Origin of the sequence: Amycolatopsis sp. NPDC023774, from assembly GCF_040639695.1 — a bacterium.
In the GTDB taxonomy this organism is placed as follows: Bacteria; Actinomycetota; Actinomycetes; order Mycobacteriales; family Pseudonocardiaceae; genus Amycolatopsis.
In genome coordinates this window covers 14,579-33,816 of record NZ_JBFAAJ010000003.1, presented here as the reverse complement: position 1 = coordinate 33,816, position 19,238 = coordinate 14,579, and the positions used below count along the sequence as shown (strand labels likewise).

General features: G+C 71.1%; 14 protein-coding genes and 1 pseudogene. 10 read left to right on the top strand and 5 right to left on the bottom strand.

Annotated features, from left to right (window positions below; genetic code table 11):
- Window positions 1–5 precede the first annotated feature (5 nt).
- Window positions 6–767, bottom strand: a complete 762-nt coding sequence (gene fabG, locus AB0F91_RS09655) for a 3-oxoacyl-ACP reductase FabG (RefSeq protein ID WP_360596348.1) — start codon at window positions 765–767, stop codon at window positions 6–8.
- A gap of 242 nt (window positions 768–1,009) precedes the next feature.
- Here fabG and AB0F91_RS09650 point away from each other — a divergent pair, with 242 nt between their 5' ends.
- The 5 genes from AB0F91_RS09650 to AB0F91_RS09630 all read left to right on the top strand — a co-directional run bounded on the left by AB0F91_RS09650 (window position 1,010) and on the right by AB0F91_RS09630 (window position 6,551).
- A complete protein-coding gene (locus AB0F91_RS09650) occupies window positions 1,010–1,783 on the top strand; it encodes a LuxR C-terminal-related transcriptional regulator (RefSeq protein WP_360596346.1) in 774 nt (257 codons plus the stop codon).
- A gap of 5 nt (window positions 1,784–1,788) precedes the next feature.
- Complete coding sequence (locus AB0F91_RS09645; protein WP_360596344.1) at window positions 1,789–2,427, top strand: TetR/AcrR family transcriptional regulator; 639 nt, start codon at window positions 1,789–1,791, stop codon at window positions 2,425–2,427.
- Window positions 2,428–2,564: 137 nt separating this feature from the next.
- Window positions 2,565–3,782, top strand: coding sequence for an acyl-CoA dehydrogenase family protein (locus AB0F91_RS09640; RefSeq protein ID WP_360596342.1), 1,218 nt, complete (start codon window positions 2,565–2,567; stop codon window positions 3,780–3,782).
- Window positions 3,783–3,820: 38 nt separating this feature from the next.
- Entirely contained in the window at window positions 3,821–5,752 is a 1,932-nt protein-coding gene (locus tag AB0F91_RS09635) for an AMP-binding protein (protein WP_360596341.1), read from the top strand.
- 406 nt (window positions 5,753–6,158) lie between these two features.
- The gene (locus tag AB0F91_RS09630) at window positions 6,159–6,551 is read left to right on the top strand and encodes a hypothetical protein (RefSeq protein WP_360596339.1); all 393 of its coding nucleotides are present in this window, start codon (window positions 6,159–6,161) and stop codon (window positions 6,549–6,551) included.
- Between the two features lie 14 nt (window positions 6,552–6,565).
- Here the strand turns inward: AB0F91_RS09630 and AB0F91_RS09625 are convergent, their stop codons facing one another.
- Window positions 6,566–7,231 carry a DUF998 domain-containing protein gene (locus AB0F91_RS09625; RefSeq protein ID WP_360596338.1) on the bottom strand — a complete coding sequence of 222 codons (666 nt, stop codon included), beginning with the start codon at window positions 7,229–7,231 and terminating at the stop codon, window positions 6,566–6,568.
- Window positions 7,232–7,435: 204 nt separating this feature from the next.
- On the opposite strand from AB0F91_RS09625, the gene AB0F91_RS09620 reads away from it, so the two are divergent.
- Window positions 7,436–9,892 (top strand): M14 family zinc carboxypeptidase, encoded by a 2,457-nt coding sequence (locus AB0F91_RS09620; RefSeq protein WP_360597056.1) that lies wholly within the window; start codon window positions 7,436–7,438, stop codon window positions 9,890–9,892.
- Window positions 9,893–9,940: 48 nt separating this feature from the next.
- Here the strand turns inward: AB0F91_RS09620 and AB0F91_RS09615 are convergent, their stop codons facing one another.
- Both AB0F91_RS09615 and AB0F91_RS09610 read right to left on the bottom strand, forming a co-directional pair.
- Window positions 9,941–10,546, bottom strand: a complete 606-nt coding sequence (locus AB0F91_RS09615) for a LysE family transporter (RefSeq protein ID WP_360596337.1) — start codon at window positions 10,544–10,546, stop codon at window positions 9,941–9,943.
- A gap of 125 nt (window positions 10,547–10,671) precedes the next feature.
- Complete coding sequence (locus tag AB0F91_RS09610) at window positions 10,672–11,760, bottom strand: DnaJ domain-containing protein (protein WP_360596335.1); 1,089 nt, start codon at window positions 11,758–11,760, stop codon at window positions 10,672–10,674.
- A gap of 224 nt (window positions 11,761–11,984) precedes the next feature.
- On the opposite strand from AB0F91_RS09610, the gene AB0F91_RS09605 reads away from it, so the two are divergent.
- Entirely contained in the window at window positions 11,985–12,611 is a 627-nt protein-coding gene (locus AB0F91_RS09605; RefSeq protein ID WP_360596333.1) for a TetR/AcrR family transcriptional regulator, read from the top strand.
- Between the two features lie 3 nt (window positions 12,612–12,614).
- Here AB0F91_RS09605 and AB0F91_RS09600 read toward each other — a convergent pair.
- A pseudogene (locus AB0F91_RS09600) lies at window positions 12,615–13,816 on the bottom strand (ROK family protein).
- Window positions 13,817–13,923: 107 nt separating this feature from the next.
- Here AB0F91_RS09600 and AB0F91_RS09595 point away from each other — a divergent pair.
- Genes AB0F91_RS09595 through AB0F91_RS09585 form a run of 3 tightly spaced genes read left to right on the top strand, consistent with a single transcriptional unit; the run spans window position 13,924 to window position 19,177 of the window.
- On the top strand, window positions 13,924–15,378 hold the full coding sequence (locus AB0F91_RS09595) for an APC family permease (protein ID WP_360596331.1): 1,455 nt from the start codon (window positions 13,924–13,926) through the stop codon (window positions 15,376–15,378).
- Window positions 15,375–18,290, top strand: a complete 2,916-nt coding sequence (locus tag AB0F91_RS09590) for a beta-mannosidase (protein ID WP_360596329.1) — start codon at window positions 15,375–15,377, stop codon at window positions 18,288–18,290. Before AB0F91_RS09595 ends, AB0F91_RS09590 begins: the two co-directional genes overlap by 4 nt.
- Entirely contained in the window at window positions 18,287–19,177 is an 891-nt protein-coding gene (locus AB0F91_RS09585; protein ID WP_360596327.1) for an ROK family protein, read from the top strand. The genes AB0F91_RS09590 and AB0F91_RS09585 overlap by 4 nt, the downstream gene beginning before the upstream one ends.
- The last annotated feature ends 61 nt before the right edge of the window (window positions 19,178–19,238 follow it).

Sequence of the window (19,238 nt, the reverse complement as noted above, 5' to 3'; positions counted from 1 at the left end):
GGCCATCAGTCCTTCGGTCCGCCGGCGACGTAGATGACCTGGCCCGAGACGAAGCCCGCGCCCTCGCTCACGAGGAACGAGGTCACGTGGGCGATGTCGTCCGGCGTGCCCACGCGCTGCACCGGGATCTGGGAGGCGGCCGCCTTCTTGAAGTCCTCGAAGTCCATGCCGAGGCGCTCGGCGGTGGCCGCGGTCATGTCCGTGGCGATGAACCCGGGCGCGATCGCGTTCGCGGTCACGCCGAACTTGCCCAGCTCGATGGCGAGGGTCTTGGTGAAGCCCTGCATGCCGGCCTTGGCGGCGGAGTAATTGACCTGGCCGCGGTTGCCCAGCGCCGAGGTGCTGGACAGGTTCACGATCCGGCCCCACTTCGCTTCGGTCTGATACTTCTGCACCGCACGCGTCATGAGGAACGAGCCCTTGAGGTGCACGCCGAGCACGGAGTCCCAGTCGTTCTCGGTCATCTTGAACAGCAGGTTGTCGCGCGTGATGCCGGCGTTGTTGACCAGCACGGTCGGCGCGCCGAGCTCCTCGGCGACGCGGGCGACGGCGGCCTCGACCTGATCGGCGTCGCTGACGTCCAGCGAGACGCCGACAGCCCGGCCACCCTCGGCCACGATCGCCTCGGCGCCCTGCTTCACCGCGGACTCGTCGAGGTCCAGCAGGCCGACGGCGAACCCGTCGGAGGCGAGACGGCGGGCGACGGCGGCACCGATGCCGCGGCCGGCTCCCGTCACGATGGCAACCCGGGCGGGGGAATCGGTCACGAGGACCCTCCTCATCGTTGAGAAACAGCGAGCGGGCACGCAGTCTGCCCGGCTAAGCGGATGCTTAGGCGAAGATACCCGGGGGCCTCGCGGCGGGCCACTGTGACCGGCCTCATGGTCGCCCGGACGGCCGTCGGTCGGGCGGGATTGTCGACCCACGGATTTCAAGGCTTGACTAGAAATTCCAGGGCTCCCTCCGTAAAGTGACCTGGGTCTCTGCGCGGAGGCGGAAGGAGTCGCGGATGCCGACGGCGATGCCCCAGATCCGCGTCGACGGGGTGCTTCGGGCCGTCCGCGCGCTCGAGCCCGTGGACATCGCGTTCGCGGCCCGCGTCGACCAGGGCACGGGCACGTTCGTGCTCGACCGGTTCGACGGCGCCCGCACCGACCTCCTGCGGAACCTGGTCATCCCCCGGGGCGAGGGTGTCGGCGGCCGGTGCATCGCGCTGGAACGGCCTGTGTTCGTCCGGGACTACGTGGCGGCCAAGGGCATCACGCATCGCTTCGATGACGCCGTGGCGGGTGAGGGTCTGAGCGCGATGTTCGCCGTGCCCGTGAAGACCGACGGCGTGGTGCGCGACGTCGTCTACGGCGCGGCGCGCACGTCGGTCGAATTCGGCGAGGGCCTGATCGACCGGGCGGTCGAGCTCGTGAAGCGCTCGGCGGTGGCTGAACCACCGAGCCCGCCGCGGCGCTCGGCCGGCGACATCGCCGCGGAGCTCGAGGACATCGCGGACGCCGTCACCGACCCCGAGGTGCGCCGGCGGCTCCGGGAGCTGGGTGCGAGCCTGTCCGGGAAACCGGCGGACGACGACCTGCCGATCCGGCTCTCGCCGCGTGAGCTGGACGTGCTCACCGCCGTGGCGATGGGGCACGCCAACGTGGACGTCGCCCGGCGCCTCGGCCTCACCGTGCAGACCGTGAAGTCGTACCTCAAGAGCGCGATGGCCAAATTGGACAGTCACACCCGCGGCGAAGCCGTCTACCGCGCGCGGATGGCCGGCTTGCTACCGTGACCGCGGTGGGGAACCTGACGCCCGGCGGGCCCGACGAGGCGCCGGTGACTGCCGCGCCGGTGACCCGGGCCGAACGCAAGCGGGCCGAACGGGTGGCGCGGCTCGAACGCGCCGCGGCGCGTGTGTTCGCCCACCACGGCTACGAAGGCGCCAATTTCGACCTCATCGCGGCCGAGCTGGACCTGCGCGGCGCCAGCCTCTACTACTACGTCTCCTCGAAGGAAGAGCTCTTCCTGCGCTGCCTGCGCCAGTCGGCGGCCGACGTGTCCGCCCGGCTGCGGGCGATCGTCGAGGCCGAACCGGAGCCGCGGGAACGGCTGCGGCGGCTGTTCCGCGAACAGGTGCTGATCGAGGTCCGTGACTACCCCGAGTACGTGCCGCTGTTCTTCAAGGCGCGCGTGAGCGTGCCCGCGTTGGCCGACGCCGTGCTGGGTCTGCGCCGCGAGCACGCGACCGTGTTCGAGGAGACGGCGCGGGAGCTCGGCACGGACCCGCGGAAAGCGCGGCTGTGCCTGGAAATCGCGTACGGCACGCTGGCCTACCTGCCCGACTGGTACGACCCGGCCGGCGCCGTGGGCCCCGTGGAGCTGGCGGACGAGCTGGCCGAACTGCTCGTCGCGCCGTTCCTCGGCACGGGCGGCTGACCACCCCCACTCGTGGGTATCCGCGCGACCGCGCCGCACCTACCGTTGGTCCGGATGGCCCAGTCCCCGGCCGGGCCCGACGATCCCGTGCTCCCGCCGTCCCCGAGGCGGGGAACCCCGAGAACAGGTGATGCCGAATGACCGCGACCACCACGAACTCCGTGCGGGGTGGCCAGCACGCCGACCACGGGTACGAGCTGCCCTGGGCCTTCACCCCCGAGCACCTGCAGTGGCGCGACACCGTGCGGGAGTTCACCGCCGAGGTGGTGGCGCCCGAGGCCTCCCGGCGCAGCATCGAGTCGAGGTTCGACGCGGACCTGGTCCGCGCGGCGGGCCGGCTCGGGGTCTTCGGGCTGATGGTGCCGGCCGAGTTCGGCGGCGCCGGCGCGGACCTGCGCACGCTGTGCCTCACGGTCGAGGAGCTGGCCACAGTGGACTCTTCGCTCGCCGTCACGGTGCACGTCCAGGCCATCTGCGCCGCACTGCTGGCCCACTTGGCCCAGGACCGGCCCGAGCTGTGCCGCGAGATCCTGCCCTCGGCCGCCACCGGCGAGACGTTCGTCTCGATCGGCCTCACCGAACCGTCGGGCGGGTCGGACGCCGGCAACATCAGCACCGTCGCGCGTCAGGACGGCGACGGCTGGATCATCAACGGCGCCAAGCAGTTCATCACCAACTCCGGCACCCCGTTCTCGCGCTACGTGATCCTGCTCGCCGCGGTCGGCGACGACGAGCGCGGCCGGCCGCCGGTGTCGGCGTTCCTCGTCCCGCTGGACGCGCCGGGCGTCACCGTCGGCAAGGGCTACCCGAAACTCGGCTGGCGTTCCTCCGACACGCACCCGCTGTTCTTCGACGACGTCCGCGTGCCGGGCGACGCGCTGCTGTCCGAACCGGGCCGCGGCTACCGCGACGCGCTCGAGTTCCTCACCTGGGCGCGGCTGCCGATCGCCGCGATGAGCGCCGGGCTCGCCCGCGGCTGCCTGGCCGACACCCTGCGCTTCGTCGCCGAACGCACGAGCTTCGGCAAGCCGCTGGGCCACCACCAGGCCGTGGCGTTCCAGACCGCGGACATCGCCGCGCTGGCCGCCACCGCCCGCACTCTGACCTACGACGGCGCGTGGAAGTACGATCACGGCTTGTCGATCAGGGACGCCGCCGCCACGGCGAAGCTGGTCGCGTCGGAAGCCGCGAACAAGGCCGCCTACCTGGCGACCCAGCTGCAGGGAGGCTACGGCTTCATCGAAGAGACGGCCGCAACTCGCCACCACCAGGACGCCCGCATCCTCACCATCGGCGAGGGCACGTCCGAAGTGCAGCGGATGCTGATCGCGCGTTCACTGGGGCTGGCCGTCTGAGCAGGTGCCGATCGATCGAACACACATGGGAGTGTGCCGTGGCCGACAGTGTGGAACAGCTGATCTCCGTTCCGTTGCAGGAACTTCCCCAGCGGTGGCGTTCGGCGAGCCGGGCCGAGGAGATCGCGGGCGCGCGGGCGCTGCACGATCGCGACCCAGACGAGTACTGGGCGTGGGCCGCGGGCAAGCAGCGGTGGATGCGGCCGTGGGACGAGGTGCGCAGCGGTGACCTGCCCGAGTTCCGGTACTTCACGGGCGGGCTGCTCAACGTCGCCGACAACTGCGTCGACCGCTGGGCCGAGGACCCCGCGACGGCCGACCGCGCCGCCGTGGTGTGGGAGGGCGAGCCGGGGGACACCCGCACGGTGACCTACGCCGAGCTCGCCCGGGAGACCTCGGCGCTGGCGGCGGGGCTGCTGGAGCTGGGCATCGGCAAGGGCGACGTGGTCGCCATCTACCTGCCGAACCTCGTCGAGGCGTTCACGGCCATCCACGCGTGCAACCGGATCGGCGCGATCTACACGGTGCTGTTCTCCGGCTTCGGCAAGGACGCCGTCGCCGCGCGGCTCAAGGTCTCCGGTGCGAAGGCCGTGGTGGTCGCCGACGCGTCCTACCGGCGCGGCAAGCTCGTGCCACTGCTGGAGACCCTGCGCACGGCCCGGCCGGGCCTGCCCGACCTCGGCCACGTCGTGGTGCTCGACCGCACCGGCCGCGACCTACCGCTCGAAGCGGGCGAGGTCTCCTACGCCGACCTCGTCGCCCGGCACCCCGAAGGCACGCCGGCCGTGCCGCTGGAGGCGAACGACCCCGCGTTCCTGATCTTCACCAGCGGCACGGAGTCGACGCCGAAGGGCGTGGTGCACTCGGTCGCCGGGTTCCTGGTCGGCACGTGGGCCAACGCCTACTGGCAGGCCGGCCTCGAAGAGGGCGACGTCTACTGGGTGGCCGCCGACGTCGGCTGGCTGACCTTCCCGATCCAGGCCGTGATCGGCGGGTTGGCGTGCGGGACCACGATCGCGTGTTACGAGGGCGCGCTCGACACCCCGACGAAGGAACGTTTCTACGAGTTCTGCGAACGCCACGAGGTCACGCAGGTGCTGGCCGCGCCGACCGTGCTGCGGATGCTGCGCTCGTTCGGCGAGGACCTGTGCGCGGCGCACCCGCTGCCGCACCTCAAGCTGATCACCGTGCAGGGCGAGCCGCTCGACGCCGAGACGTTCACCTGGGCCGGCGCGCACCTCGACGTACCCATCGTCAACGCCTACGGCCAGACCGAGACCGGCTCCACCTGGACCTACCCCGTGACCGGCGTCGATGCGTTGAAGGCGGGCTCCGCCGGCCGCCCCCTGCCCGGCCACGACTGCGAGATCGTGGACGACGACGGCCGGCCGGTCCCCGCCGGTACCAAGGGAAACCTGGTGATCACCCGGCCGTTCCCCACCCTGGCGCGCACGGTGTGGGGCGACCACGAGCGCTACCTCTCGGCGTACTTCAATCAGTTCCCCGGCCGGTACAACACCAAGGACGAAGCCGTCCTCGACGCCGACGGCCACCTGTGGGTGCTCGGGCGCGCGGACGACGTCATCAACGTCGCCGCCCACCGCATCTCCACGATGGAGATCGAAGGCGTCGTGACCGCACACGAGCGCGTCGCCGAGGCCGCCGTGGTCGGCGTGCCCGACCCGACGAAGGGCACGGTGCCGATCGCCTTCGTCACCCTCTTGGCCGGAGCCGATGCCGACTCGGTGTCGGCCGAGCTGATCCGCCGCGTCGGTGAGGAACTCGGCGGCTACGCGCGGCTGGCCAAGGTCTATCCCGTCACGGCCCTGCCGAAGACGCGCACGGGCAAAACCATGCGCCGCCTGCTGCGCGACGTCCTCGTCGAGGGCGCTCCCCGCGGCGACACCAGCGCGATGGAGGACCCCGGCGCCCTGGACGCGGTGCTGACGGCGCTGTCCACGGCCCGCTGACCTCCCCGCCCGCGGAGCCGTCGGCCCGTGCCGGTGGCGCGTCCGGTTCGCCGGGAGCGCCACCGGCAGGGGCGGCGCCGCCGCCCGCCAGCGGTCGTCCGGCCGGTCGAAGTGCGCCGCGCTCCTGCCGTCAGTCCACGTCCGCAGGCCCCCGATTGGCCGCTGGGTGTGACCGGCCGATCAGGCTCTCCTGGCAGAGCCCGCCGCTCCCGCCGTGCTGGGGTGCGATGCCGCACGGCCGGAGCAGCGGAGGCTTCGGGGGGGCTGGAGCCGCCCAGCCCGCGGCCTCGAGTGCTCGGCCGCGCCATCCGGTGGCGCGTCCGGTTCGCCGGGAGCGTGCGCCGGGCGGGGCGGCGCCGCTGCCCGATAAGCTGGCGCCGTGGCCGAGGGGCGAGAGGTGTCGACCGTGACGATCTGGAACGACGTGATCAGTTTCGTGCGCCTGCGTTACGAGGTGCTCGAGGACCACGACGGCTGGCTGCGCTTCCGCCTGCCCACTGACGACGGCCGTAGCCAGCAGGCGACCGTCCACCTGCTGCCCGACCACGGTGGGGTGGCGTGGGCCGAGCTGTCCTCGCCCGTCGGCTGGGCCGACCGCGTCGATCTGCGCCGGCTGCTGGAGCTCGTCGGCGAGTCCGGCGTCGGCGGCGCGGCCGTGGTCGACGGCGTGGCGCTGATCAAGCACGCGGTGCCGCTCCCGTCGCTGGACATCGAGGACGAGCTGGACCGGCCCTTGCGCGCCCTGGTGGCCCGCGCCGACCAGCTCGAACACGACCTCGGGCAGGGCGACGAGTTCTGACCGACGGCCGGGCTTCAGCTCGGGACGCGGGCCGGTTTCTTCGCACGAACCGGCGCCGCCAGCACTGCCAACGCGACCAGCTCCGTGAGCGCCATCCCGCGTTCGACCAAGCCGAGCGGGATGAGCAGCCACCAGCGTTCGTCGTTGACCGCGGCGACCGCCACGGCGCCGAGGATGATCGCCAGCCAGCCCAGCGAGAGCACGGCGAGCAGTCGCGCGGCGAACCGGCGGCGCGGCGAATGGGGGAACGTCGTGCGCGCGGCCACCAGAATGGCCAGCGGCAGGCAGACGAACGCGACCACGCTCGCCACGCGGTGCAGCGTGCCGCCCGCGGCACCACCGGTGGCGGTGGCCCAGTTGGTCTTCGGGAACGCCACGATCACGAGCAAGCCGATCGTCCACAGTGCACCGAACACAGCCGAAACGACAGGCAGCAGCCGTTGCAGCCGCAGCACGGCGAGCGTCACGGCGGAGCCCACGGCCACCAGGACCACCGCGAGGTCGAACAGCCACTTGTTGTCCGACAGGCCGTACTCGCTGATGGTTCGGCTGGTCACGCTGATCTCGTCAGTGGGCGGTACCAGCTGCAGGAGCAAAACCAGCACGGCGCCGATCGCGAACGCGGCGATGCCGGCGATCGACAGCAGAGCGGGGCGGCGGTCCTCAGCGAGGGCGGTCATCCTTCGAGATTAGCCAGGACGGGTATGTGCGCGCTGTGAGCGGATGATCCCGTACTTCCGAAGGTTACCCGGGGCGTTTTGCGCCGATATGGTCGTTCGCTGCCGGAGCGTCCCTGCTCCCGGCTTGGCCCTGGGAGGTCCGCGAACGTGGGGAATTCACCTCTTTCATCCAGATTCTCACTCGGAAGATCCAGACCATGGGTTCTGCTGGCCACCGCCGGCGTCCTGGCGGGGGCGTTCGTCGCCCTGCCGACGTCGGCCACGGCCGCGCAGAACGTGGTGCACGCCGACCGTGCCGTGGTGCGGTCGTGTTTCGCCGCACTCCAGCCGGCCGGCGCGCCCGGCACCGACCGCCGCGAGGTCACCTCGACGGTCGACGGCCTGGTCCAGACCCGCCTGACGCCGGGTGCCGGCGCCGAAGGCGACTGGGACCTCGCGGTGTTCGACAAGGCCACCGGGGCGCTCGTCGCGGCCTCGGCGGCCTTGCGCAGCCACGAGCTCGCCGAGAGCTTCGTGAAGAAGGGCCAGCAGCTCGTGATTCAGAGCTGCCGGTACGCGGGCAACGCGAAGGAGGCGAAGCTCGGCGTCGACTTCCTCGCGCTGACCCCGCAGGGCACCCCGACCGGATCCGCCGCGCCGGCCCAGCGCGCCGAACTCGTCCGTGTGCACACGCCTTCGCGCGCCGACAAGAACAAGCTCCTCGGACTCGGCCTCGACGTCACCGAGAAGGGCGATGCGACCGGCGTCGAGGTCGTGCTCGCCGGCGACGCCGACCGCCGCACGCTCGCGGCGAGCGGGCTGACGGCAGACGTCGTCGAGCCGGACCTCTCGGCGAAGTCGATCCGCGACGCGAAAACCGACCGCGAGTACGCCGCGAAGACGGCGTCCTCGGTGCTGCCGTCCGGCCGCACGAGCTACCGCCACCTGTACGACTACGAATACGAGATGAAGGAGCTCGCGCGCAAGAACCCCAAGCTGGTGAAGGCGTTCACGCTGCCGGAGCCGACGTGGGAGGGCCGTGACGTCGTCGGGCTGGAGATCGCCACGGACGTCGCGAACGCCGCCGACGGCAAGCCCGTCGACTTCACCATGGGTGTGCACCATGCGCGCGAATGGCCGGCCGGTGAGACCACGATGGAGTGGGCGTACCAGCTGATCAACGGCTATGCCCACGACACGACGATCCGCGGGCTCGTCGGCAAGACGCGCAACATCATCGTGCCGATCGTGAATCCCGACGGTTTCTCGATCTCCCGCGAAGCCGAACCCCGTGGGGATTTCACGAGGTTCGACTACGAGATGAAGAGAAAGAACTGCAACGCCGCCGATTCCCCGCCGCAGTTCGCCACCGGCGTCTGCAAGGCGAACCCGGGCGGCGCGCAGCGCGGGACCGACCCGAACCGCAACTACGCCGGCTTCTGGGGCGGCGGGGGAGCGGGCCTGTCGTGGAGCAGCGAGACGTTCCGCGGTTCGGCGCCGTTCAGTGAGCCGGAGTCGCGCAACGTTCGTTCGGTCGTGTCGTCGCGGCAGGTGACGAACCTGATCACCTTCCACACCAACGCGGCGCTCGTGCTGCGCCCGCCGGGCGTCGCCGACGTCCGGCCGCCGCTCGAGGACCCCGTGTACGAGGCGCTCGGCGACAAGCTGGCCTCCCACAACGGTTACACGAACGAACCGAGCTGGGCGCTGTACGACACCACCGGCACCACCGAGGACTGGTCGTACTGGGCCACCGGCGGCTGGGGCTTCACGATCGAGATCGGCGGCGCCGGTTTCCACACGCCGTACGAGGTCGGTGTGGTCGCCGAGTACGCGGGCCTGGTCCCCTCGCCGGGCGCGGGCAAGGGCGGCAACAGCGGTGCGCTGATGGAGATGCTGCGCAACACCGCCGACCCGGCCGCGCACTCGACGCTCATCGGCACCGCGCCGAAGGGCTACCAGCTCAAGCTGCACAAGACGTTCCAGACCCCGACGTCCCCCGTGCTGCAGCCGGACGGCTCCACCAAGCCGCCCGTGTACGTGACCGACGACCTCAACTCCACCTACACCTCGACCGGCGGCCGCTTCGCGTGGTCGGTGAACCCGTCGACGCGGCCGTACGTCGCGGGCCGCTACGGGCGTGACCCGCAGGGGCCGGCGCAGGCCGGGTACGCCGTTTCGAACCCGGCGGGCGTGCCGCCGATCAACGAGTCGTACCCGGACAACCCGGCGTCGGAGAGCTTCACGTTCCACGTCGACGGGTTGCCGAAGGTGGACAACGGAAAGTTCAGCGTGGACGTGAACTGGGCGAACCCGGACACCGACTGGGACCTGTACGTGTACGACGCCGCGGGCAACGCCGTGACGTCGTCGGCCAACGGCGGCACCACCTCGGAGCACGCCGTGCTGTTCGACCCGCCCCCCGGTGACTACCGCGCGGTGCTGGTGAACTACGCCCAGGCCGACCCGGCGCAGGTGGACGACTGGACCGGTGGCGTGTCGTTCGCGTCGCCGGTGCCGCCGACGTACGGACCGAAGGAGGCCTACCAGCTGACCTGCACCAACGCGAAGGGCAAGTTGGCGGGCATCGCGGACGTGTACCTCGACCGCGGCCAGACCGTCGACGTCGGCGAGATCTGCACCAACTCGGCGCGCGCGGCCAAGAACCGCTCGCACGGCTGAGGTTCCGGTCCGTGGAGGGCTCCGGCTCGGGGCCCTCCGCGGACCTTCTCAGCCGGTCACGGCCAACGCGACCCCGAGCACGACGAGCACCGCTCCGACGACCCGGTTCAGCACCGGCCGCGCCCGGTCGTACCACCGCTGCGCGGCGGGGGAGGAGAACAGCAGCGCCACGGACAGGTGCCACGTCGCCGAGGCCAGGACGATGAGCCCGATCGCCGCCACCTTCGTCGTCGCGGGCTCCGTCGGCGGCAGCGTGGCCGTCAGCACGCTCCCGAAGAACACGGCGGCCTTGGGGTTGGTGACGTTGCTCAGCATTCCCTGGCCGAACGCACCCCTCCGCTCCGGTAGCGGCGCCAGGTCGGGCGCGCGCGCTTTCGACCAGAGCCTGAGCCCCAGCCACGCCAGGTAAAGCCCGCACACGACCCGCAACGCGGTCGCCAGCCACGGTGTCGCCGCGAGGAGCGCGCCCAACCCGAACACCGCGACCGTCGCCAGCAGCCCACCCGCCGCCACCACCCCGGCCGCCACGGCCACCGCCGCCCTGCGCGACCCGGCGGCCGCGGTGTGCGCGATGAGCACGAAGTTCGGCCCCGGCGTCACCGCCGCGGGCGCGTAGACGAGCAGCACCGTGCCGAGAGTCGCTGCGGTGTTCACCCCGCCATCCTCTCGCGTGCCGGACAGTGGTGTTCGGGGGCCAGGGAGATGACCGCGCAAACCCGTGCCGAGTCCGGCTGCCGCCCACCCACGGGCCGCGCGTGGGGTGGTCCGCAGGTGGCGGGTTACGCGGCCCGACCACTCCCGACAACCTGCCCCCGCACCGTCCGCAGTGCATTGTGGTCCACAGTAGATGGTTCCGCCGACAGCCAGCCGCCGATTTCGCGCAGGAACTGTTCCGGCGTCATGGGTGGGGTGCCCTCGGCGTAGTCGGCGGTGGTGATGGCGCCCGCGCGGCTCGGGTAGACGATCATGGCACCGCGCAGGGCGATGCCGGGGAGCAGGTCGCGGTAGGAGTCGAGGCTTTCGGCGAGGCGGGAGCCGCCGCCGCGGAAGGGGCGGCCGTTGCGCAGCAGGCGGCCGTCGGCGGCGGTTTCGTAGTGGCCGGGGAGCCATTGCTTCGATTCGATGAGCACGAGGCGTTTGCCGCACAGCACGGCGTGGTCGACGTCGGCGAAGACGGAGCCCGGCCAGGCGAGGCCGTGGAAGATGCGGGCGGCGGGCAGCCGCGTCAGGTAGCGCTCGAGGAGGTCGGCCGTGAGGCGTTCGGCGAGCTCGTCGGCTTCCACGCCGGGGCTGCCGAACACCGAGCCGCCGCCGAACTCCGCGGCGAACTCGCTGCGGGCGCGCCGCGCGGCGAGGTAGCCGCGGGCCAGGCGCTGCACCAGCAGTGCCGTGCCGGCCGTGAGCACCAGCCACACGATGAGCACCGGCGGCGTGAAGTCCACCCCCAGGACCAGCGGCGCCAGCACCAGTACCATGCCGGCGACGGCCGCGACCACCGGCGTGTGCCCGGGTCCGCGGCGCCGCCCGTGGCGCACGCGCGGATCCTGCGCCGCGAACTCCCACCACTCGAGCTCGTCCGGCTCCAGGTCCAGTGGTTCGGGCACGAACCCGGGCTCCTCGCTGAACCGCCGGCGTTTCGGCTTTGCCGGCGGTCGTGCGTGCACGGTCGGGATGCCGGCGTCATACGCAGCGCGAGCGCGGGGATCACTCAGCGTGTCGTAGGCCTCGCGCAGCAGCTGGAACGTGCCGACGGTGCCGCCCGCGTCGGGGTGCAGCGTCTTCGCCAGCCTGCGGTAGGCAGCCTTGACCTCCGTGGGCGACGCCGTCTTCCCCACGCCGAGCACCGCGTAGTAGTCGACTTCGGGCACGTTCGCGTTCCACCTCCGAATGGCTGCCGCGCAACGATATGGGGTCGGTGATCGCGATCGCCAACCGCCTCCGCGGCACGCCGGGGTGAACCCCGTTCATCGTCCGGCCGCGGTGACCACAGTGGACAGTGCGGACACGTGCTGGCTGTGCACTGTCGCTCGATCGGGTTCCGGTGCGTGATCTACGCCGTAGACTGGCGGGTCTACGGTGCAGACTCCGCAGGGTGCGCAGACTCAAGACCGCCCGGCGGTCCGAGATCGTGGGTGCGGCACTGGAACTGGCGGCCGAACGCGGCCTGCCCGCGCTGTCGATGCGCGGCGTCGCCGCCCGGCTCGGCCTCACGCCCATGGCGCTGTACGGCTACTTCCGGAGCAAGGACGACCTACTCGACGGAATCGCCGCCCACCTGCTCACCCTGCTGCCCGCGCCCGGCGCGGACCTCGACCCCCTCACCCGATTGCGTGAACTGGCCGGGGGAGCGCGGGCGGTCGCGCGTGAGCACCCCGCCGTCGCAGGACTCCTGTTCACCCGTCCGGCGGCGAGTGAGCGGTCCCTCCTCCCAGCCGAACGCGTGTACCAAGCCCTGCTCGACGCCGGGATGCCCGAAGCCGAAGTCCCGCGCCTGGAACGCCTGCTGTCCACGTTCGTCCTCGGCTACGTCCTCTCGGAGGTCGAAGGCCGCTTCGCCGCGAGCACCCGCCTCGCCCGCTCGCGCCGCGTCGAGCTCGGTCCTGCCGACCTGCCCGCCCACCACCGGCTCGCCCCCCTGCCGCACCACCTCGACTGCGACGCCGAGTTCGCCGAAGACCTCGAAGACCTGCTGACGATCATCGAAGCCGCCGCGAAGTGACGCTCAGGCTTGCGCGGCCGTCCGCCGCGGCTCGCGGCGTTCGAACACCAGCTCCCGTGCCGTGCCCAGCGCCGTCGTCACCGCGCCTGCCAGCACGGCCTCCGACCCCAGCTGCCCGGCGACGATCTCCGGGGCGAACGGCGTCGTCGCGGTCAGCGCGCGCCGCATCGGCCCGGCGAGCAGCGCCGCGTTGCTCCCGATGCCGCCGCCCACCACGATGAGCCCGGGGTCGAGCACGGCCGTCACCGCGGCCACCGCGTGCGCCGGCTGCGCGGCCTCCTCCTCGACCACGCGCAGCGCCACCGGATCCCCGTCCGCGGCCGACCCGAAGACCTCCCGAGCGCTTCGAGCGGTCGAGCCCAGCGCCCGGGCCCGCGTGACGATCGCGTGCGCCGAAGCGACGTCCTCCATCGGCCCGGGCCGGTGAGCGCGTGCCCCGGAAGGACGGGCACCCGCGGGCAGGTCCGCGGTCTCACCCGCCGCGCCGTGCGCGCCCCGGAACAGCATCCCGCTGACCAGCACGCCCATTCCGATGCCGGTGCCCACCTTGAGGCACACCAGCACGTCCACGCCGAGTGCCGCACCCAGCGCGTGCTCGCCGACCGCGCACAGGTTCGCGTCGTTCTCCACCACGAGGTCCGCACCGTGCGCGCACAGCCGTTCGGCCAGCGAGTGCACCAGCCCCGTGTGCTCCCACCCCGGCAGGTTCCGCGCCCGGTGCACGGTTCCGGTGTGCGCGTCCGGAATGCCCGGCGTGCCAGACACTGTGGCCACGACGTCGGCCGGCTCCAGCCCGGCCGACGCGACCGCGCTGCCCACCGCGTCGCCGACCGTCCGGACGAGCGCACTGCCCGAACGGCACCGGTTCGGCTCGTCGAGCCGCGCCACGATGCTCCCGTCCAGGTCGGCGACGGCCACGCGGATCGAACGCCGGCCGATGTCCACGCCCACCACGTGCCCGGCCTCGGGCGCGACGCGGTAGACGACGGCGGCGCGCCCCGGCCGCGACGGGCTGTGGACGGTGGCCCGGACCAATTCGCACTGCTCCAGATCGAGCAGTGCCTGGCCCACCGTCGGCTTCGAAAGCCCGGTGTCCGTGGCGATCCCGGGCCGCGTGGCTGCACCGCCGGTGCGCAACCGGTCCGCACCAGCCGCTGGTTCAGCTCGCGCATGTTCGCCGGTGTGCCCACCTGCGGCCCTGCCATGCTCCCCGCCACCCCCTCGCCGTTTCCACAACTTTACGAACGCGGCTCTTCCGACCCCGAACAACTTATGTTAAGAACCTTTACTAACTTTTGGATGGAGGCACGACGTGAGCTCACCCACCCGTTCGGGGGGTTCCGGGACGGCGGATCTTCCACGGACCGGTCTCGAACGCAAGATCGGGCCGCTGCAGGCGACCGCGATCAACATGACGCAGATGTGCGGGATCGGCCCGTTCGTGACCATCCCGGCCATGGTCGCCACGATGGGCGGCCCGCAGGCGATGTTCGGCTGGATCGTCGGCGCCATCATCGCGCTGGCCGACGGCCTCGTGTGGGCCGAACTCGGCGCGGCGCTCCCCGGCGCCGGCGGCACCTACATCTACCTCCGCGAAGCCTTCCAGTACCGCACCGGCCGGCTGATGCCGTTCCTGTTCGCCTGGAGCGCCGTGCTGTTCATCCCGCTGATCATGTCCACGGGCATCATCGGCCTCGTCCAGTACCTCGGGTACCTCATCCCGGGCGTGGTCGACGACGGCGGCGTGACGCCGCTGGGCAAGATCATCGGCATCGTGATCATCGCCGTGATCGTGCTGGCGCTGTTCCGGCGCATCGGCCAGATCAGCAAGCTCACCACGGTGCTGTTCGTGATCATGCTGTTCGCCGTGCTGACCGTGATCGTCGCGGCCTTCTCCCACTTCAGCGGCGGCCAGGCGTTCGCCTTCACGCCCGGCGCGTTCGGCTCCGGCGGCGCGTTCTGGGGCGGCCTCGGCGCCGGCCTCGTGATCGCGATCTACGACTACCTCGGCTACAACACCAGCGCCTACCTCGGCGGTGAGGTCCGCAACCCGGGCCGCACGATCCCGCGGTCGATCATCTTCTCGATCCTCGGCATCATGGCGCTCTACTTCCTGCTGCAGGTCGGCGTGCTCGGCTCGATCCCGCTCGACGAGCTGAAGGACGCGACGTCGGTCGCCTCCACCGTGCTGGAGCAGGCGTGGGGCACGGTCACCGCGAAGGTGATCACCGTCTTCATCGTCATCGCGGCCATCGGCTCGGTGTTCGCCGGCCTGCTCGGCGGCTCGCGAGTGCCGTTCGAAGCCGCCCGCGACAAGGTGTTCCTGCCGGTGTTCGGCAAGCTGCACCCGAAGCTGAACCTGCCCACCGCCGGCGTGCTGACGATGGGCGTGATCACCGCGATCGGCTCGCTGTTCACCCTGACCGACGTGATCAACGCGGCCGTGACGGTGCTCGTGATCATCCAGTCGGTCGCCCAGGTCGCCGCGATCTGGGTGCTGCGCCGCCGCCAGCCCACGCTGAAGCGGCCGTACCGCCAGTTCCTCTACCCGATCCCGACGATCATCGCGCTCGCCGGCTGGGTGTACATCTACATCTCCGCCACGACGCTCTCGATCGTCCTTTCCGTGGCGTGGATCGTGCTCGGCGTCGTCGCATTCGGAATCTACGCGGCGGCGGAGAAGACGTGGCCGTTCGGGCCGAAGGAGATCCGCGAGGAGTTCGTCCTCGCGCAGCAGCAGCCGACCGAAGAGGGGTTTGAGGCATGAGGAAACCGCTCGTCGCCGGGATCGCGGCGGCCGCCGCGCTGATCCTGGTCCCCGGGGTGGTGAGCGCCACGGCGTCGGCCCAGGCGCCCGCCGCGTCGCCCCAGCACCACGCTCCGCGCGAGCAGGGGCTGTCCACGATCGGCACGTCGGGCTGGCAGGTGCTCACCACCGCGAGCGTGCAGGACGGCGGTGACCGCGTCTCGCAGCCCGGGTACTCCACGAAGGGCTGGCTGCCGGTCAAGGCCGACGACGCGGGCGCGCCGGGCACCGAGATCAACGCGTTGGTGCAGAACGGCAAGTGCCCTGACGTCTTCTACTCCGACAACATGCGCAAGTGCTTCGGGTACGTCGACAAGCTCGGCCCCGTGACCACGAAGCCGTTCTCCGACCCGTGGTGGTACCGCACGGACTTCGACCCCGGCTTCGCCAAGGGCAAGAACGGCAAACTCACCATCCCGGGGATCGTCGGCGAGGGCGACGTGTGGGTCAACGGCACGCTGGTGGCGGGCAAGGACGTGGTGAGCGGCGCGTTCGCCGGCCACACCTTCGACGTGACCAAGCTGCTGAAGCCGGGCAAGAACACCCTGGCGATCAAGGTCTACCCGAACAACCCGCTCACGATGTACACGCTCGACCAGGTCGACTGGGGCCAGATCCCGCCGGACAACAACACCGGCATCCAGTACCCGCCCACGCTGCAGCTGTCCGACGCGCTCACCGGCGACAACGCCCACGTGGTGCAGGACAACGCCGCCGACATGTCCACCTCCTCGCTGACGGTGAAGGTCGACGTCACCAACAACGCCGACTCGGCGCAGACCGGTGACGTCACGGCCACGGTGAACCCGCCCTCGGGCGCGCCGATCGTGGTCAAGCAGAGCGTGAAGGTGCCGGCGCACGCCAAGGAGACGGTGACGTTCACGCCGGCGAGGTTCGCGGCGCTGACGATCCGCAAGCCGGACGTGTCGTGGCCGTACTCGATGGGTGCGCAGCCGCTGTACACTTTGGACACCTCGGTGGCCCAGGGCGGCGTCGTGTCGACGTCGTCTTCGGAGACCTTCGGCATCCGCACGGTGACCTCGAAGCTCGTCGGCAAGTCGGCACCACTGCCGCAGGGCTCACGGCTGTTCGCCGTGAACGGCAAGGACTTCGTGTTCCGCGGCGGCGGTTTCGCGCCGGACCTGTTCCTGCGCTACGACAAGGCCGACACCGCGCACCAGATCGCGCTCATCAAGAACATGGGCCTGTCCGGCGTGCGCCTCGAGGGCCACGACATGCCGCAGGACTTCTACGACCAGGCCGACCGCGCGGGGTTGCTGGTGATCGGCGGCTTCCTGTGCTGTGACGCCTGGCAGCCCGAGGAAGCCTCGAAGCTCACCGAGCGCGACTACCGGATCATGCACGACTCCGCGTACTCGATCGCGCAGCGCGAGCGCAACCACCCCAGCGTGTTCAACTACGGCTGGAGCGACAACGAACCCGTCGCGCGGCAGGAGTCCGAGACGCTGAACGCGTTCTCCGAAGCCGACTTCCAGGTGCCGGTGATCGCTTCGGCGGAGTACAAGAGCACCCCGACGCTCGGTGTCTCCGGTGAGAAGGAAGGCCCGTACGACTGGGTCCCGCCGGCCTACTGGTACGACACGTCGCACTTCGACTCCGATGACTCCAGCCGCACCAATGCCGGCGGTTCGTGGGGCTTCGCGAGTGAGCAGAGCGCGGGGCACACGGTGCCCACGTTGGACTCCATCAAGCGGTTCCTGTCGCCCGAGGAGCAGGCGAAGCTGTGGCAGGACCCGGCGTACAACCAGTACCACGCGAACTTCGAGCCCGACCACGGCGGTTACGCTTTCGGCACGTTGTACACATTGGACAACTCCATCACCCAGCGCTACGGGAAGTGGGACTCGTTGGAGTCCTATGTGGAGTCGGCCCAGGTCGCGAACTACGAGAACACCCGTTCGCAGTTCGAGTCCTTCATCGCGCACTCGACGGACAAGGACAACCCGTCGACCGGTGTCGTGTACTGGCAGCTGAACAAGGGCTGGCCGACGCTGCTGTGGTCGCTCTACAACGACGACGGTGACCAGCCGGGCGCGTTCTTCGGCGCCAAGAAGGCCAATGAGCCGCTGCACGCGATCTACGGCTACGACAACGGTTCCGTGACCGTGGCCAACCTCGGCGGCGGCACGCAGGCCGGCGTTTCGGTGCAGGCCAAGGTCTACGACACCGCGGGCAAGGTGCTCGACGACCAGACGGCGAAGGACGTATCACTGAACTCGCAAGGCGTTGTCACCGGCCTGCTCAAGCCGAAGGTGCCGGCCGAGACGAAGCCGCCGGCCAAGGCGCAGGTGTACTTCGTGGAGCTGCAGGTGACCCAGGGCGGGAAGGTTGTGGACCGCAACGTCTACTGGCTCTCGACGCAGAAGGACGTTGTCGACTGGAACAAGACTCTGGGCGAGCCGCAGGCCACGCTCAGCCAGTACAGCGACATGTCCGCGCTGCGCGACCTGCCGAAGGCGCAGATCGGCGTCGAGAGCTCGACGAAGCACGTGGCGGGTCCGGACGGGGCCGACACGGCGACCACGGTGACGGTGACCAACACGTCGAAGACGCCGTCCGTCGGGTTCTTCTTGCGCGCCGATGTCCGCCGGAGCACCGCTTCCGGTGGGGTGGCGTCCGGCGACAGCCAGCTCGCCGCGGCGACGTGGAGCGACAACGACATCACGCTCTGGCCCGGCGAGTCGCAGAAGCTGACGGTGACCTACCGTTCGGCCGACCTGCACGGTGCTCCGGCCGTGATCAGCGTCGACGGGTTCAACACCGGCAATGTGGTCGTGCCCGCCGCCCGCGGCTACGGCCACCACGGTGGCCACGCCGTCCGCCCGCCGGCGATCGAGGGGACTCGCGAGTGATCCTGGGTATCGACTTCGGCGGCACGAAAGTGGCGCTGGGGCTCGCCGACGACGCCGGAACCCTGCTGGCCACGCGCCGGCTGGACACCGACGCCGAGGCGGGGGCCGAGCAGGTGGTGACGCGCGCGCTCGCCGGGGCCAAAGCCCTGGTGGTGGACGAGGGCGCGCCCGTCGACTCGGTCGGTGTCGTGAGCCCCGGGATCGTCCTGGAGGACCGGATCCTGCTCGCGCCCAACGTGCCCGGGTGGGAGCAGCTGCACCTGCGTTCGCTCGTGGCGGCCGAGTTCGGTGGCGTCCCCATCGCCACCGGCACGGACGCCAAGGCGGCCGCCCTGGCGGAATGGGAGTTCGGCACCCTCGCCGGCGCCGACCCGGCGGTCTTCCTGTCCCTCGGCACCGGCATCGCCGCCGCGGTCCTCGTCGGCGGCAAACTGCTCACCGGCGCCAACGGGGCCGCGGGCGAGATCGGCTACAACCTGCTCGCGCCCCAGGACACCGACGGTTTCGCCAGCGGCTCGGCGCCGCTGGAGGAAGCCGTCGGCGGACGCGGGCTGGGCCGCCGGGCCGCGGAACTGCTGGGCCGCCCGGTGACGGCCGCCGAGTTGTTCGCGTTGGCTCGGGAAAACACGCAGGCGAAAGAACTGGTCACGTCGGCGCTGGACGAGTTGTCCATGCACGTCGCCAACCTGGCCATCGCGTTCGATCCCTCGCGGATCGCCGTGGGCGGTGGGCTGGTGCGGTCGGCCGATGTGCTGCTGCCGGCGTTGCGCGACCGGCTGGCCGGGGCGGTGCCGTTCCCGCCGGAACTGGTGGCGGCGCGGTTCGACCAGGACGCCTCGTTGCTCGGTGCGGTGGCTCTGGCCATGCGGCTGGGCACCGGGGGATAGCTGCCCGAAGGTGTGCCGGTGCCCCGACCCGGCACAGCTTCGGGTACCCGCGGTCTGAGGG